Genomic DNA, 15,742 nt, shown 5'->3' on the forward strand with positions numbered 1-15,742 from the left:
AGTCACTGCACAAAGTGCACTCGTTCTTTACTGTCCAGACGACAACCAGACGGGGGTAACATGGACACCGACACCATCAGTGATCACATCGCAGCTGTCTCCATCCCATTCGAGTCGGCCACATCCCTTCCCCTGGAAGGGATTCTGGAACGCATCGGCGACGCCCGCGTGGTACTGATTGGCGAGGCCTCTCACGGCACCTCGGAGTTCTACGTGGCCCGGGAGCGGATCACCCGGGCACTGATCGAGCAGAAGGGCTTCTCCTTCGTCTCCGCCGAGGCGGACTGGCCCGACGCGTCGCGGGTTGACCACTACGTTCGCCATGCCGAGTACCCGCCCGGGGAATGGACCGCCTTCGCCCGCTTCCCCACCTGGATGTGGCGAAACCAGGAGACCCTCGATTTCGTGGAGTGGCTGCGGCGCCATAACGCGGAACTGGACTTCGACGACCGGGTCGCCTTCCATGGGCTGGACCTTTACAGCCTTTTCAGCTCCATCAACGAAGTTCTTTCCTATCTCGATCAGGTGGACCCGGAGACCGCCGCCATTGCCCGGCAACGCTATGAATGCCTTGCCCCCTACCGCCATGAGCCGGTGGAATATGCCAGGGCGGCCCTGAGCCCCCGCTTCCAGGACTGTGAGCCGGATGTCCTGCGCATGCTTTCGGAGCTTTACGAGCGGAGGGCGAAACTGGAAGCAAAAGACGGCACCCGCTTTTTCAACGCCATGCAGAACGCCCGCCTGATTGCCAACGCCGAGGAGTACTACCGCACCATGCTGTTCGGCACCCACAGCGGCTGGAACCTGCGGGACACCCACATGTTCGAGACTCTGGAAAGCCTGCTGGAACATTATGGAGAAAACAGCCGCGGCGTTGTCTGGGCCCACAACTCCCATATCGGGAACTCGGCCGCCACCGACATGAGCCGGCGGGGCGAATTCAATATCGGGCAGCTGTGCCGGGAAAAGTTCGGCAGCAAGATGTACAGCATCGGCTTCGGCACGGACAACGGCACCGTCGCCGCCGCCGACGACTGGGGCGACCCGGTGGACATCAAGCAGGTGCGGCCATCCAGGGAGGACAGCTACGAATACCTGTGCCACCGCTCCGGGGTTCCGAACTTCACGCTGCCCCTGCGCGGTGGTGACCCGTCACTGGTCAAGGCGCTGGAAAAGCCCCGCCTGGAGCGGGCCATCGGGGTGATTTACCGGCCCCTCACCGAGCGCCAGAGTCACTACTTCGGTGCCAGCCTGCCTCGCCAGTTCGATGAATACATCTGGTTCGATACCAGCCAGGCGGTCAGTCCGCTGGGCACGCAGCCTGTGGATGGCGTGCCGGATACCTACCCGTTCGGAGTCTGACCTTCCGCTCTACAGGGGGAGCCGGCGGATCAGCGCCGCGCTCCTCCGCCGAAGTCCTCAGGTTCAGAAGTTCGACAGATCCTCCTGCAGATCCCGCTTGAGTTCTTCCGGTTCGGTAATCCAAAGGGTATCGTCCAGACCGGGGAAAACGCCCACCTCCAGACCGTCTTTGCTGAGGCCCGGCACCCACTTCCGGAAGAAGTCGGGCAGGGAAATGCTTTTCGGAGAGAGGTCGTCCGAACCCACCCCATACTGGGCGGCAAAATCCGCCGTGGGCCATACCGGCACGTATTCGATATCACTGTCCTCGGATACGATCTTCAGGAAGCGATTATCGGTGTTGACCAGTATCCAGATCTCCCGGTCTTCAATCACCTGGCTCAGGAAGTAGTCGTATCTCTCTTCCCCATTCAGCTCAAGCACGCTTTGCAACTGGTCGTCGGTCATAGTCTGGCTCACTGTTCCGCTTGTGTTTCCGGCCGGTCCGGCCCATGAGTGCCATTCTACAGAAAGCGGGCCATTCACCCTGCATCGGACTATGCGTACTAGTGCTGCTATGGCGATTGTGGCGGCCTGCTATGCTGCTGTTCGCGCCAGGGGATAGGCCCCCAGGTGGCGCATCATCATCACGAACTGATGGGTCCGGACATGAGTAAAGAGCAGAAGCGCATCAAGGAAATCAAGAAAAAGCCACTGTTAACCCCGAAAGAGAAAAAAGCCGCCAAGCGCGAGAAGCAGAACGCGACAGGCTGACGGGACAGCTCGACGGGCCCCTGCCTGCGACCCGCCGGCAGGGGCCAGGGGCGTCACGACTTCTTCGCCATGGCATCCCGGAGCCCGGCGAACGGATTGTGAGTGGCCGGCTCCCGCTTTTTCTCGGCAACACTTCCGTAACGCACGTCGTTTACCGCCTTGCGATGCTCCTCGTCATGACAGTACACGCACAACAGCTCCCAGTTGCTGCCGTCCGACGGATTGTTGTCGTGGTTGTGATCCCTGTGATGCACCGTGAGTTCCCGCAGATTGGCACGGGTAAACTCCCGGGTGCATCGCCCGCAGACCCACGGATACATCTTCAGGGCCCTCTCCCGATACCCTGCCTCACGCTCGGCGATATACTGACGCTGGGCGGCCAGTACCTTGTCCAGCTTGCTTCTGTCCCCGTTCACGAACCTTCCCTCAGCTGTTGTGGCGCTTTGACTGTATCAGTATAGCCTGCTGGCCAGCCATGGCGACGAGGCCCGGGCAACCGCTCCGGACACAACCCTCACTCCCGAACAGAGCTATCCCACCAGATAGCGGACCAGCCCGGCGGCGGCAATACCGACGGCGATGGCCGGCAACGTCTTCTGCGTGGCAAGCATGATCACGGCCGTGGTTGCCAGGGCGGCGATCGCCCCCGCATCGCCACTGAATGCCATGGGGACGATGATCGCAATAAGCACGGAACTGGCCATGGTATTGATAAAGCTCTCGATCCGAGGGCTGATCCGTACGAAGGACATGGCAAAAACGCCGCCAAAACGGGTCACCACGGTAACCAGTGCCATCAGTGCAATAATCACCAGAATGCCGGCGGTGGAGGTTTCCACGGTCATTGGTCGTTCTCCCCGGATGCGGGCTCAGGCCCCTGATGGCGCTCCAGCCAGAAGAAGCCGACCGCACCGCCCGCCAGTGCTCCGGCCACCACGTGCATGTTGGCTGGCAGCCACCGCCACGCGGCCAGCGAGGCAATCGCGGCCACGGCCCAGGCCAGGAGCGTGCGGGGGGATTTCTTTCCGCCCAGGGCCATGGCCAGCAGGAAGCATCCCAGCACCATGTCCAGCCCCAGGCTTCGTGGGTTCTGCAGCAGACCGCCGAAGTAGACGCCTATTCCTGTCCCCAGCACCCACGCCAGCCAGAGCACCAGCCCGCCCCCGAGAATCACCTCCAGATTTTTCCGGCCGCTCTGATATTGCTGGGCGGACACCGCCCAGTTGGCATCGGTAAGCAGCAGCAACAGGCCGTAACGCCTGCCCGGGGGCATCTCCCGCAGCATGGGGTAAAGCGAGGCGCCCATCAGCAGGTGCCGCGAGTTGATGGCGAACACCACAGCCAACAGCGGGACCAGCGATACCTGGCCTCCCCACATATCGACGGCCGCGAACTGCGATGCACCGGCAAACACAACCGCACTCATCAGCAGTGCCTGCAGGGGCTCCAGCCCTTTCTGTACGGCCGCCAGACCGAAGGCAGCACCAAACGCCACCACGAACAACGAGATGGGCAGTAACCGGAAAAACTCAGCACGCACTCTGGCGGGCTGAAACTGGTAACGATGGGCATCGGCAGGCATCGTAGGAATCTAACAGAATCTGACGACCTGATGCGAGACCCATCTGCGTTTCGCCAGGGTCCGGGGAGGAACCCTGACGAGGCCTTAGAAACTACCGGAAATACGAAAAACGACCGTCCGGTCGGATCACCGGCATCACGGCCCTCCCCTGACACCTTTCTCATCTCATCATGGAGGACCTGGTCTTCCGTGAGCGCTTTGCCGGTAATCCGGCCCCCGGGGCCCGCCCCCCCGGGGATGGCATTTTCTAGCGGTTCGCTTTCCTGGCAGGCGGCATCGTTCTCAACGTGCAGAAGGAGGAACTGCCGGAAGAAAGAAAAAGCCGTTTCTGGCCCTTCGTCTTTGGCATCATTGGCTACTCCGGCCTGCTTCTGGCAATCTGAGGAAAGGCGGACACAAACCTTCCGGGCGGCGTCGACATGTACCACCAGCCGGCCGGTGCCACTGGCCTGCCGAAGCGTTGAAAACTCCAGGGTGACCAAGGCAAATGATCCTTCTTTCCAAACGACGCCATGTATCCTTCCGCAATCTTCTGCTCCTGACCCTAGCGGCCATGGCCCTCGTGGGGTGTGCGAGCTATAACCCTCCGGCCCCTCTCACCAGCGCGGGCTGCACCACCTCATGGGTGGATGTCGGGCAGCGGCTGGACCAGGCTGGCATCAGGGACGCCCAGGGAACGGAAATTCCCGGCTACCCCTACCTCAGAGTCAATCGCACACTGATGGATTTCGACCTGGACACTCTCACCCCGGAACAGAAGCGGGAATGGCTCGAACATGCCCTGGATAACGGTGAACGGGCACTGCGCGCCCGGCTGAAAAGGCTCGACAGTCATCACGGCTTCGACCCGGCCTGGCTGATGCATTGCGCCCGCCAGCAGGTGGATGCCCTGGTTTCCGATTCAGATCAATGGCAATCACTGGCAGCCTGGGCCCATCAACCGGACGCCTACCTGGACTGGCGCCGGGTGGTCGGGGCCTATCCCCTGGTGCGCCCGATACTGGCTTACCAGGTAAGGCAGCTTCAGGAGGAGCAGGCGGAGCTTTTCGGTACCCCGGTGGACGGACCGGAAGCCCGCCTGTTCGCCCCGGCTTTACCGGCATCCGACCCGGCGGAAGCCGAGGCCATTCTCGGTCGTGAGGGGGCATGGGGCCCGCTGGGGTTGCCTTCGTTGACTCCTCAGGAAACGGCACGGCTGCTGGCCCGGCACGCACCCTACCTGATGATGGCCAGTGGCGAGCGGTACGACCAGCCAGGCACCCCCTTCTGGAAAAACGGCGAGTGGCGGATCGAGCCTCCCGCCCGGGCCTACACCCTGCTCTCTCAAGTCCGTTGGCAGGACCAGTGGCTACCCCAGCTGGTCTATGTCTTCTGGTTCGACAAACGCCCGAAGCCCCATCCCCTGGACCTTTACGGCGGTCGCCTGGACGGGCTGATCTGGCGGGTGACGCTGGATCATGATGGCGAGGTGGTCCTGTACGAAAGCGTGCATCCCTGTGGCTGCTACCTCCAGTGGTACCCCAACCCGGACCGGCTCCAGCTCAACCCTGACGCCGTGGGCGACGAGATCATGACCGTTCTGCCCCTGGAACCGCCGTCCGGTGACGCCGACGAGGCCCGGCCCACCATCCACCTGGAAAGCGGCACCCACTACGTCAGCGATGTGCGTTTCGGGTCTGCTCCGGAGCCCGGAAAAGCCGCAACATCCTACGGGATGGTTCACTATGACCGGCTTCGGGCACTGCCGGATGGCACCGGAAAGCATCGCAGCCTGTTCCTGCCCAACGGCCTGGTGCCCGGCACCGCCCGCCTGGAGCGGTTCCTGCTCTGGAACACCGGGGTACTGTCGCCCGGAGGAATGCGTCAGTGGGGACACCATGCCACCGCCTTCATCGGCAAGCGCCATTTTGACGATCCGGACCTGCTCAACCGTTATTTCAACCCGGCTCCGTAAACATCGGTAGTGGCCCGGCTGTGGTACCAGGAACTGAACGCCTCCGGATCCAGCGGCCTGGAGATGGCGAAGCTCTGGGCCTCGTCGCACCCCAGCTCGGAAAGCGTCATTCCCATGTCCGGGGGCTCGAACCCCTCGGCGACGGTCTGGTAGCCCATGCCATGGGCGAGGTCGATCATCGCCTTGAGCATCATCGTCTGTGATTCCCGTCGCTTGCTGCGGCGGGCTGACGTGAATGCCCGGTCGATTTTTATGATGTCAGCCGGAACATTGAGAAGGTAGGCAAGGTTACTGTAGCCGGTACCGAAGTCATCGATCGCCAGGCGGATACCTGCACCGGAGAGCGCCTTGAGCTGCTTGCGGACGGCCAGGCTGTTACCCACCAGGGCGCTTTCCGTCAATTCGAGTTCAAAGCGGTCGGCTGGTACTTTGTCCAGATGCAGCCGGCTGATCAGATGATCGGTAAAGCCGGCCTCCTCGAAGTTCGAGGCCATGACGTTGGCGGACACCCGCAGCGGCATGCCCTGATCGAACCAGGTGGACGCCTGCGCAATGGCGGCATCGAGTACCCAGCGGGTCAGGTGCTTCGCCACGGGTGTATTTTCGATCAGGGGGATAAATTCCGAGGGCGAAATATCGCCAAGTTCCGGATGATGCCATCGCACCAGGGCTTCGGCGCCGACGCAGCGGCCTGAAGCCAGCGCCACCCGGGGCTGGAAAACCAGGCGAAGCTGCTCCGCGCCGTCCTGAAGCAGGTGGTGCATGTCGTTCAGCAACCGGAACCGGCGTTGCTGCTCGGTATCCATGGAGGGCGTGAAAACGGCGAGGGAGGATTCCCGAAAACGCGCGGTCTGGCAAGCGCTCTGGGCGAGACGGATGATATTGTCGGCCACCGCGTCTTTCGGTAAAAACGAGGCGATGCCAATGCGTGGCCTCACGATTATGGCCAGGTTGCGCCACAATGAAGAGCGGCTTAACTGGCGTCCCAGTTGCTCCGCCTCGGCCTTCAGCAGTTCTTGGTCCTCCGTGTCACGCAGGAAAAGATACTGGCACATGCCGACGGAGTACAGATCTCGATGCCTCCCGACCAGTTCCTCCAGTTGCCGGGCTCCCTCCCGTGCAAGCAGGTCCACCTGGCCACCGCCCAGAACACGAGTCACCGTGTTGAGCTGGACCACACTGGCCAGCTCGACAAAAAGCCCATGGTACGGCCGGTCGGGATGGTCCCGGGCGAGGTCTTCCAGATCATCGCCAAACTGGCTCCGGTTTGGTAGCAGGGTCACCGGATCGGTACGCCCCAGGGCATGGCGCAACTCAATCTGGGCCATCACCATGTTGCTGAGATCCATCAGGCTTTCGAGCTCGTCCTCGGAGGCGGTCCGCGGCTCCGGGCCCAGTACGCAGAGCGTGCCGAGGGTATATCCGTCCCGGGTTGTGAGGGGCGCACCGGCATAAAACCGCATGCCAAGCTTCGCCTGGGGGCTATCGCGATAGAAGTCGGTGGCCAGCAGGTCCTCCACCACCTCCAGTTCCGAAGTTGCCGATACGTCGCTGCAGGGGGATTTGTAGCGGGCAACCTCGGTCACCCCGGTGCCAAGGCGGGACTTGAACCACTGCCGGTTTTCATCGGTCAGGGACACGGCCGCCACGGGCAGGTCAAATATCCTGCAGGCCATGCGGGTGATGCGATCGAACGCCTCGGAGGGCGGTGTATCCAGTATGTCCAACTGCCGCAGCGTGTAAAGCCGTTGGCGCTCATACTCTGACATGGGAGCTATCCTTTTCCCACAATGAAGACCGGCACTCCCACGATGGGACCGTGCGGCGTTCACAACAAGTGGACTGTTCCCCCAAAGCGTAGACGAAGCTTCCGGTTAATGCGCGGGCCTACCCACCCCACGGCTCTTGGGTTATCGTATCAACATGACTGGCAAGGCAAAGATTCGTAAACAGCTGGAACAACAACTCGCCGAAGCCCTCTCCTTCGAGCAGTGGTACGAGGTCGCCCAAAAACTGGACGAACTCGACGGCGGGTTGCGATGGCGTGAGGAAGGCGAAACCCGGATGTTGCACGAGTCGTTGATTCGCGAGCATATCCGGCTCATGAGGCAGTACCGGGAGCGGGGCCGGATCGCTGATCTGACCCAGGTGCTTCAGGAAAGCCTTTACCGCCACCTCGGTGAGCTGTCCAATCCCGACCTCTACGGCGTCGCCCGCACTGGCACCAAGCTCATCGTGTCTGAGTTCCTCGATGAAGTCCGGTACAGCATGAACTACCTCTGCGATCAGAGGGAGCCGGATGTCTCCGCGGAGCAGAAGCTGCAGATGTTCCGGGATGCGGAGAAGGTATTCGGCCATCCGGCGCTCATGCTCAGCGGTGGGGCTGCCTTTGGCATCTACCACGTGGGCGTCACCCGTGCGCTCTGGCGGCGGGGTCTGCTGCCGGAAGTCATTGCCGGCTCCAGCATGGGAGCGATTGTGGCGGCATCGATCTGCTGCCGGAACGACGCTGAGCTCCAGGAATTCTTCGAACATCCGGGCCGGGCCCATCGTGATGCCCTGCACTGGCTCAGCCCCGCGGATATGTGGCGCAAGGGCTATGTCATGGACCAGGACCGGCTTCATCACCACATTCGTGTCAATATCGGCAACCGCAGTTTCCGCGAAGCCTACGAGCACAGCGGCCGGACCCTGAACATTTCCGTATCCCCCACCCGAACCCGGCAGAAACCCCGCCTGCTGAATGAACTGGCATCACCCAATGTCACGATTGATTCCGCCGTGCTGGCGTCCTGTGCCGTACCGGGCATATTCCCGCCGGTCACCCTCAAGGCCCGGGACCGTTCCGAGGGGGGCGACGATGAAATCCCCTACATGCCCACGGAAACATGGATAGACGGCAGCCTCCATGGCGACCTGCCTCAGATGCGCCTGGCACGCCTCCACAACGTCAACAAAACCATTGTCAGCCAGGCGAATCCCCACGTACTCCCCTTTATAGGCCACCGCTTTGAACAGGGTTATCGCGCCTCCCTCAAGCAGGCGGCTTCCTCGATCGTCCATGCCCATGTCGCCAGTCTCCTGGAGCTGACCCGCAATACCTGGTCCTCATCCGTGGTCCGGCCTCTGATCGAACAGGCCCACGCCATGGCCACCCAGACCTACATCGGCGATATCAATATCCAGTTTCCCTTCCAGCCGTCGCTCTATCGCAAGGTCCTCTCCAATCCCACCCTGGAGGACCTGGACATGTTCCTTCGCATCGGGGAGCAGGCCACATGGCCAAAAATGGCAATGATCGAGGATCAGACCCTGGTAAGCAGAACGTTCCGGGAATGCATACAGCGGCTGAAGGAGCGGGCCGGGGCCGAGCGGCAGCAGGTGGAACCCATTGACTCCCGGCAAGTCTGAAGCACCACTGTACCGGTTCAGGGCCCGGCGACTGTACTTCCCGTGCTGCAAGTGGTTATGGCATGCTGCCCTCCTCTGCCACGCCACCCGACAGTGAACCACCCATGACCACCACCGGAGACAGTATCTGGATACGGCTGATGCCGGCCACCTTTGTCCTGCTCTGGAGCACGGGATTCATCGGCGCCAAGTTCGGGCTGCCCTATGCCGAGCCGTTCACCCTGCTCTTCTACCGAATGCTGCTGACCCTGATGTGCCTGGGACTGCTGGCGCTGGCATTGCGGGCCCGCTGGTCCGGAAGCTGGCGCCAGGCCGGTCACCTGGCGGTGACCGGCCTGCTTGTCCACGGTGCTTACCTTGGCGGGGTCTTCACCGCGATCAATGCCGGCATGCCGGCGGGCCTGACAGCTCTGGTGGTGGGCCTGCAACCTCTGATCACGGGGGTGCTTGCCGTGCTGGTCCTGAAGGAAACGGTTTCCGGACGGGTCTGGACCGGCCTCCTGCTGGGCCTTGCGGGCGTGGTTCTGGTACTGGCGGAAAAGCTCGCGCCGGGATCCGGCAACCTGTTCGAGGGCTTCCCCCTCTGGGCCGTGTTCGCAGCCGTGGCCTCCCTGTTCGGTATTTCCATGGGCACCCTTTACCAGAAGCGCTTTTGCGGCGGGACAGACCTGATCAGCGGCGCCTTTATCCAGTACTGCGCTGCCGCAACCGCTTTCGGGATACTCTCATTCAGCATCGAAACCCGGCAGGTCCACTGGACGCCGGAGCTGATCTTCGCCCTTGGCTGGCTGGTGCTGGTGCTGTCCCTCGGGGCCATCAGCCTGTTGCTGGCTCTGATACGCCGCGGGGCCTCCGCCCAGGTGGCCAGCCTGTTTTACCTGGTAACCCCCGTTACCGCCCTGGAGGCATGGCTGCTGTTTGACGAGCGCCTCGGCCTGATCGCCGTGGCGGGCACTGCGGTAGCGGTGGCCGGGGTATACCTGGTGATCACCCCCGGCCGTGCGGGCCGCGCCAGTTCCTGAACAACCAGCAACCGTGCCTTCACTTGCGGGCCGCGGCCACCAGCATCTCGCAGGGCCCCTCGAAAGCGCCATTGCGTTCGAATTGTCCCAGGGACTCCTCTATTTCAGCCCAGGCGTCGGCCTGCTCGACAGGTGAGAGAGCGCTGAGCATCTGGTGCAGTGCACCAAAGGACTCTTTCTCGAACTGCAGGCACTCATGGGCCGACGTCATCTTGAGCGGCGCTGCCACTCGTTCGATTTCAACATCACGAAAGCCCGATTCCCGGAACAGAGCGGAAAGCACGTCAGGATTTCCCAGACTGAATGGTCCCGGCTGCCCTGGAAGGGGCGGCGGCAGTGCCGCACGACGTCTTATGATGCCAACAGGCAGCGAGAAGAAAGGATTGGCTTCTGCACTTCCATACACCATCGCACCGACATATCCCCCGGGTTTGAGCCGGGAATGCATGCCTTTCAGCGCTTTTACCTGATCAGGGAAATAGATGAGACCCACCCTGGAGATAACCGCATCGAAAGGCTCCGTTTCCAACTCTCCCAGCTTCTCGCCATCAACAACTTTGAACTCAATCTGGGAGTGCCCTGCCCTGACAGCGTTCTCGGCAGCCAGAGCCAGTATCTTCGGTGAAAAGTCGGTAGCCAGGACGTAGCCGTCCGGGCCGACCCGACGGGCAGTAGCGAGGGTCTGTTCACCAGCACCAGCGGCAACGTCCAGCACACGGCTGTTTTTTGACACATGGGTCATGTCCAGCATGGTTTCCGTCGCCGGACCGAGCCAGCGGGTCAAAAATGCTCCCCACTGATTCCAGGCGGCAGCGGCATTATCCCACTGCTGCAAAGTGGTGGCCTTGAATATCGCCGGATCAAATGCTGTCAGGGGTTGAGATTGGGTAAGGGGCATGGTCGTTTCCTCGTCAGATAAGCAATATTTGCTTGTCTCCAGCATGCTCCGGGACTACTGTTGACTCAATTCGCAAAAAATCGACACCTGATGTGCAGGAATGCGCGCAAGGGGAGCTCGTGATGCACTGGGATGACCTACGGGTATTCCTGGCCGTCGCCCGGGAAGGGTCCATTACCGGTGGCGCCAGGCGTCTGAATGTTCAGCATTCAACGGTTTCCCGACGCCTGATGATGCTCGAAAAATCCCTGGGCACCCGACTGCTGGAGCGAAAATCATCCGGTTACGAGCTCACCGACGCGGGAGCGGAACTTCAACGCTCCGTCTCGCGGATCGAGATGGAGCTCATTGCCTTTGAAGGAGCAATGGGCAATCAGGAAAGCCAGCTTGCGGGCGACTTGCATGTGAGCGCCATCAACAATATGGCCTCCAGTGTCCTCATGCCACTGTTCGCCCGTTTCAGCAAGACATACCCTGACATCAAACTTCACGTCCAGGTTTCCAACAAGTACGTCAGCCTGGCGGATCGACAGGCTGACGTAGCCATTCGACTGACCAATACCCCGCTGGACACCCTCATTGGAGCCAGGCTGACAACGGTCGCTTCTGCCGTCTACGGGAGCAAGACCTACTTGGCGGGTCTGACCGGCACCACAACACCACCGAGATGGCTGGGCGTGGATTGCTGCGACTTCCACCATGCCTGGACCGATAAAGCCTGCCCGACGCACGATCACTGTTTCTTCGTTGATGACACTCTGCTTACTGTCGCCGCTCTGGAACAAGGGCTGGGGCTGGCCTATCTGCCCTGTTTTATGGGCGATTGTAACCCACTACTTGCCCGCTTCAGCGCGCCCGAGCCGGAGCACGACCTGGGCCTCTGGCTGCTTTATCACCCAGACCTCAGGGAATCCCGGCGGGTACGGGTATTTCGGGACCACATGAAGCTGGAGGTTGCGGCCCAGACTGCCCTGTTCCTGGGGGCTCTAGCCGCTCCGGCAGCCGGTGGATGATATCGATGCGGTAACAGGCCTGGCCCTTTCAGATCGTCTCCACTACCTTCACCAGATAACCACCCGGAATCTTTTTGGGGCTATCATCAGGAGACAACCATGATCGACGAGACCGACATGAAACACCTGGACCGCTGCGTCGAGTTGGCCGCCGCGGCCCTGGAAACCGGTAACCCACCTTTCGGTTCGGTACTGGTGGATGAGGCCGGGGCGATCAGGTACGAAGGCCACAACGAGACCTCCGGTGGTGACAGTACCCGGCACCCCGAGTTCGAAATCGCCCGCTGGGCGGCCGCCAACATGACCCCGGACGAGCGGGCCGCAGCCACTGTCTACACCTCAGGGGAACACTGCCCGATGTGCGCGGCGGCCCACGGCTGGGTGGGGCTTGGACGGATCGTCTACGCCAGCTCCTCGCAGCAACTGGCAACCTGGCTCAACGAGATGCACGCAGAGCCGTCACCCGTGGCCATGCTATCGATCAACGAGGTGGTGCCCGGCCTGCCGGTGGAGGGACCTTTCCCGGTTCTGGCCGAAGCCGTTCGCGAACTGCAGAAGCGGTATCACAGGCGCCAGGCCTAGCGTCCCTTTGTACAACTTTCTCGGCTGTCAGCCCCCTTACTGGGCGTTTGCGGAGGTGCGTCACCACCTCTGCATAAATCCTCCGTCTTGGGCGCCCCATCGCTGACACCGAACCTGGCCCCACTGCGCTTTGACATTATTTTGCATTCTTCTTACCAAAAGAAACATTTCCGATACCCATCCTCTCGATCTCACTTGTCCCGACTCACGTATAAGCCTTTCAAGATACCAATGGGTTGCATGATGATCACGGCGATTCCCATGCGGCTCCGAACTGCCGGCGACCCCCGCTGAGTAGGGGCGTCATTTCAGAACAATAAGACGCTAACAGAGAATTTGACCACTATGCTCCTACTACTATCCCGTTTGTTTTCCGGTTCCCGACCCGCCCTGACCCTGGAAAAGGCCCCCCACGCTGTTCTGATGGTCAATCAGCGCAACCAGATCACCTTTTTCAATGCCTGTGCAGAGCGCCTCTGGGGATCCGGCCGGGACAGGGTGCTGGGCCAGCCGGCCTCGACGCTGCTGCCGGAGTCCGTGATGAACCGGATAACCTCAGGCCAGGAGGAGTCACTGGAAGTTCAGCTCAGAACCGCCGATGGCCGTGAGTTCTGGGCTCACCTGACGACCGCCAGCGTCCGGGCCGGGGGCACCACGGAAACCACCGTTTTTATTCGTGATATCAGCGAGGAGCGGTACGCCCGTGAAATGATGAACCAGACCCTGGAACAGGCCATGGACGCCGTCGTGTCCATCGACCAGCACAACAACGTCACCTTCTTCAATAAAGCCGCTGAAGACATGTGGGGTTACCATCGCGACGAGGTTCTCGGCCGGAATGTAAAAATGCTCGTCCCCGAAGCCCTGCGCAGCCAGCACGACGGCTTTATCAATCGCAATCGGGACACCGGCCAGAACCGGATCGTTGGCAGTTACCGTGAACTCACGGTGGAACGCAGGGGCGGCACCCGCCTCTGGGGCCAGGCCGCCATCAGCAAGATAGAATTCGACGGCCGCATAACCTACACCGCGTTCATCAAGGACGTCACCGAGGAAGTGGAAAAGCGGGAGAAGATGGAGATGCTGTCCATGGTCGCAGACCATGCCAACAGCGGCATCATCATTACCGATGGCGACGGCAGGATCGAGTACCTCAATGCCGGTTTTGAAAAGCTGACCGGGTACACCCTGGACGAGGCAAGGGGCAAAAAGCCGGGCCCCATGCTCCAGGGGGAGGGAACAAACCCGGAAACCGTCCGCCAGATCCGGGATGCCCTGAATCGTCAGGAGCCGTTTTACAGTGAGATCCTGAACTACCATAAGGACGGCACGCCTTACTGGGTATCACTCTCGATCGCACCGGTTTTTGATGAGAACGGTCGGGTGAAGCGGCTTATTTCTGTTGAGGCGGACATTACCGAGAGCAAGCAGCAAACGGTGGACTTTACCCGTCGCATGGAAGCCATCGAGCAGTCCATGGCCATCATGGAGTTCAATCCGGACGGAAGCTTCCTGGCCGCCAACAAGCTGATCCAGGAAAAATATGGCAGCGGCGACAAAGTTGCCCAGAGCGCCCGGGAGGTCTGGTCCCGGCTGAGCCGTGAAGACCTCGAAACACTCCGCTCGACCGGGGAATTCAGCGGCAAGGCGTCAATTGAACTCCAGGGCATGCCGACGCTGGCCCTGGATTACCAGATCGTGGCCCTGAAGCAATTCAACGGCGATGTCCGCCGCTATGTGCTGTTCGGCATCGACATCACCAACCGTCACGTTGCCCTCAGCGAAACCCAGCAAGCCATGGATTCCGTCCTGCAGGTCAGCAACAGGATCAGCGGGATTGTCTCCACCATCAACGACATTGCCGACCAGACCAACCTGCTTGCCCTCAATGCCGCCATCGAAGCCGCAAGGGCCGGTGAGGCAGGCCGCGGGTTCGCAGTAGTCGCCGACGAGGTTCGCTCCCTGGCCCGGAAATCCAGCACCTCCGCGGGGGAGATCGACAACCTGGTGGGGGAAACCAATCAGCGGGTGGAAGCGCTGGCGAAGTCGCTCAGTAAAATCGAGGGCTGAAGAATGCTAGGCGGCTTTGCGCCGGGCCTGCTTGACGCTGTACATATCGGCATCGGCGCGGGCCAGCAGGGCTTCGCTGCCGGATTCGTCCGCAGCTGAAGTGGCGACCCCAACGCTAGCCCCGACGTAGTTGATGGTCCTGCCGTTGACGTCAAAGCTTCCCGAGGTGAGGCTCTCCAGGCGTTGGCGAATGGCCCGACGACTGGCCTCCGGATCATCTGCACAGGCGGGACCAAAGACAACGAATTCGTCACCACCACAGCGCGCGACGAAGTCTCCGTCCCGAACACCCCCTCTGAGCCTTTCGGCAACCTGGATCAGGAACCGGTCTCCGGCGTCATGACCATATCGGTCATTGATTTCCTTGAATCCGTCCAGGTCGATGAACGCCAGATTCACGCGCCGTCCATCGCGGCGGCAATTGGCCAGAGCCCTCGCCAACTCCTGTACCAGCGCCCGTCGATTGGGGATGCCGGTCAGGGGATCGGAGAGAGCGTAATGGCTGTAAACCCTGTTTTCATGCCGCAACTGCTCCAGCAGCCTTTCGCGCTCCAGCTGGCGGGCAATAATCTGGGCCAGCATGGCGAGCAGTCGCCGTGCCTCCGGACTGACCGGAACCCGTGACCCACTGGCACCGCAAAGGGTTCCGAAGAGCTCACCATCGCCGACGCGAACCGGTTCGCTGAAATAGGTGGCGATACCCAATGCCCTCGCCGCTTCCGAGTCACCCCAGCAGCTGGCCACGTCGTCGGTGTAGGTGCGCTGTTCCTCCAATGCTCGTTTGCAGAGCGTATCGTTCCAGTCAACCGACAGTCCTTCGGGGATATCGAGGTGGCTGGTGTTATGAGAAAACAGGATCCGCTGAACACCCTCGTCCTCGTCGACACGGGTCAGGTAAGTCGATTCCAGCCCCGTCACCGCTTCGAGAATCTCAAGAAAAGGCCGAACCATGCCCTCCAGATCATCGCTTTGGGTTACGGCTGTTGCCAGCCTGTCGAGGACATTGTCGATCCCCATCGTCATCGAGTCACCTTTCATGAGCTGCGTATACCGGCGAATATACTGAGAGAATGCAACTATATTGACAGACTAGCA

General features: G+C 61.2%; 15 protein-coding genes. 8 read left to right on the forward strand and 7 right to left on the reverse strand.

Annotated elements, in window-relative coordinates; all coding sequences use genetic code 11:
- Positions 1-60 precede the first annotated feature (60 nt).
- The gene (locus BM346_RS06250; RefSeq protein ID WP_092009854.1) at positions 61-1,362 is read left to right on the forward strand and encodes an erythromycin esterase family protein; all 1,302 of its coding nucleotides are present in this window, start codon (positions 61-63) and stop codon (positions 1,360-1,362) included.
- 63 nt (positions 1,363-1,425) lie between these two features.
- On the opposite strand, the gene BM346_RS06255 is transcribed toward BM346_RS06250, so the two are convergent.
- Positions 1,426-1,809, reverse strand: coding sequence for a DUF2750 domain-containing protein (locus tag BM346_RS06255; RefSeq protein ID WP_092009856.1), 384 nt, complete (start codon positions 1,807-1,809; stop codon positions 1,426-1,428).
- Positions 1,810-1,974: 165 nt separating this feature from the next.
- Between BM346_RS06255 and BM346_RS18055 the strand changes: the two genes are divergently transcribed.
- Complete coding sequence (locus BM346_RS18055) at positions 1,975-2,115, forward strand: hypothetical protein (RefSeq protein ID WP_167812576.1); 141 nt, start codon at positions 1,975-1,977, stop codon at positions 2,113-2,115.
- A gap of 53 nt (positions 2,116-2,168) precedes the next feature.
- Here BM346_RS18055 and BM346_RS06260 read toward each other — a convergent pair whose 3' ends face one another.
- From BM346_RS06260 to BM346_RS06270, 3 genes are all read right to left on the reverse strand, one after another.
- Positions 2,169-2,531 carry a YajD family HNH nuclease gene (locus BM346_RS06260; protein ID WP_092009858.1) on the reverse strand — a complete coding sequence of 121 codons (363 nt, stop codon included), beginning with the start codon at positions 2,529-2,531 and terminating at the stop codon, positions 2,169-2,171.
- Between the two features lie 114 nt (positions 2,532-2,645).
- A complete protein-coding gene (locus BM346_RS06265) occupies positions 2,646-2,960 on the reverse strand; it encodes an AzlD family protein (RefSeq protein ID WP_092009860.1) in 315 nt (104 codons plus the stop codon).
- Entirely contained in the window at positions 2,957-3,697 is a 741-nt protein-coding gene (locus BM346_RS06270) for an AzlC family ABC transporter permease (RefSeq protein ID WP_092009862.1), read from the reverse strand. Before BM346_RS06270 ends, BM346_RS06265 begins: the two co-directional genes overlap by 4 nt.
- Positions 3,698-4,184: 487 nt before the next feature.
- Here BM346_RS06270 and BM346_RS06275 point away from each other — a divergent pair, with 487 nt between their 5' ends.
- Positions 4,185-5,651, forward strand: a complete 1,467-nt coding sequence (locus BM346_RS06275) for a hypothetical protein (protein WP_092009864.1) — start codon at positions 4,185-4,187, stop codon at positions 5,649-5,651.
- On the opposite strand, the gene BM346_RS06280 is transcribed toward BM346_RS06275, so the two are convergent.
- Positions 5,630-7,420, reverse strand: coding sequence for a sensor domain-containing diguanylate cyclase (locus BM346_RS06280; RefSeq protein WP_092009866.1), 1,791 nt, complete (start codon positions 7,418-7,420; stop codon positions 5,630-5,632). The genes BM346_RS06275 and BM346_RS06280 overlap by 22 nt on opposite strands.
- 154 nt (positions 7,421-7,574) lie before the next feature.
- Here BM346_RS06280 and BM346_RS06285 point away from each other — a divergent pair, with 154 nt between their 5' ends.
- Positions 7,575-9,062: a DUF3336 domain-containing protein gene (locus BM346_RS06285; RefSeq protein ID WP_092013399.1), complete on the forward strand. Its 1,488-nt coding sequence runs from the start codon at positions 7,575-7,577 to the stop codon at positions 9,060-9,062.
- A 140-nt stretch (positions 9,063-9,202) separates the two neighbouring features.
- Entirely contained in the window at positions 9,203-10,084 is an 882-nt protein-coding gene (locus BM346_RS06290; protein ID WP_228704320.1) for a DMT family transporter, read from the forward strand.
- Positions 10,085-10,103: 19 nt separating this feature from the next.
- On the opposite strand, the gene BM346_RS06295 is transcribed toward BM346_RS06290, so the two are convergent.
- Positions 10,104-10,982: a class I SAM-dependent methyltransferase gene (locus BM346_RS06295; RefSeq protein WP_092009868.1), complete on the reverse strand. Its 879-nt coding sequence runs from the start codon at positions 10,980-10,982 to the stop codon at positions 10,104-10,106.
- 122 nt (positions 10,983-11,104) lie between these two features.
- On the opposite strand from BM346_RS06295, the gene BM346_RS06300 reads away from it, so the two are divergent.
- From BM346_RS06300 to BM346_RS18375, 3 genes are all read left to right on the forward strand, one after another.
- Positions 11,105-11,995: a LysR family transcriptional regulator gene (locus BM346_RS06300; RefSeq protein ID WP_092009870.1), complete on the forward strand. Its 891-nt coding sequence runs from the start codon at positions 11,105-11,107 to the stop codon at positions 11,993-11,995.
- A 99-nt stretch (positions 11,996-12,094) separates the two neighbouring features.
- Positions 12,095-12,577 carry a nucleoside deaminase gene (locus BM346_RS06305; protein ID WP_092009872.1) on the forward strand — a complete coding sequence of 161 codons (483 nt, stop codon included), beginning with the start codon at positions 12,095-12,097 and terminating at the stop codon, positions 12,575-12,577.
- Between the two features lie 345 nt (positions 12,578-12,922).
- Positions 12,923-14,647: a PAS domain S-box protein gene (locus BM346_RS18375; RefSeq protein WP_092009874.1), complete on the forward strand. Its 1,725-nt coding sequence runs from the start codon at positions 12,923-12,925 to the stop codon at positions 14,645-14,647.
- A 6-nt stretch (positions 14,648-14,653) separates the two neighbouring features.
- On the opposite strand, the gene BM346_RS06315 is transcribed toward BM346_RS18375, so the two are convergent.
- On the reverse strand, positions 14,654-15,670 hold the full coding sequence (locus BM346_RS06315) for a sensor domain-containing diguanylate cyclase (protein ID WP_206675683.1): 1,017 nt from the start codon (positions 15,668-15,670) through the stop codon (positions 14,654-14,656).
- Positions 15,671-15,742 lie beyond the last annotated feature (72 nt).

It is taken from the genome of Marinobacter daqiaonensis, from assembly GCF_900115285.1.
Taxonomy (GTDB): Bacteria; Pseudomonadota; Gammaproteobacteria; order Pseudomonadales; family Oleiphilaceae; genus Marinobacter; species Marinobacter daqiaonensis.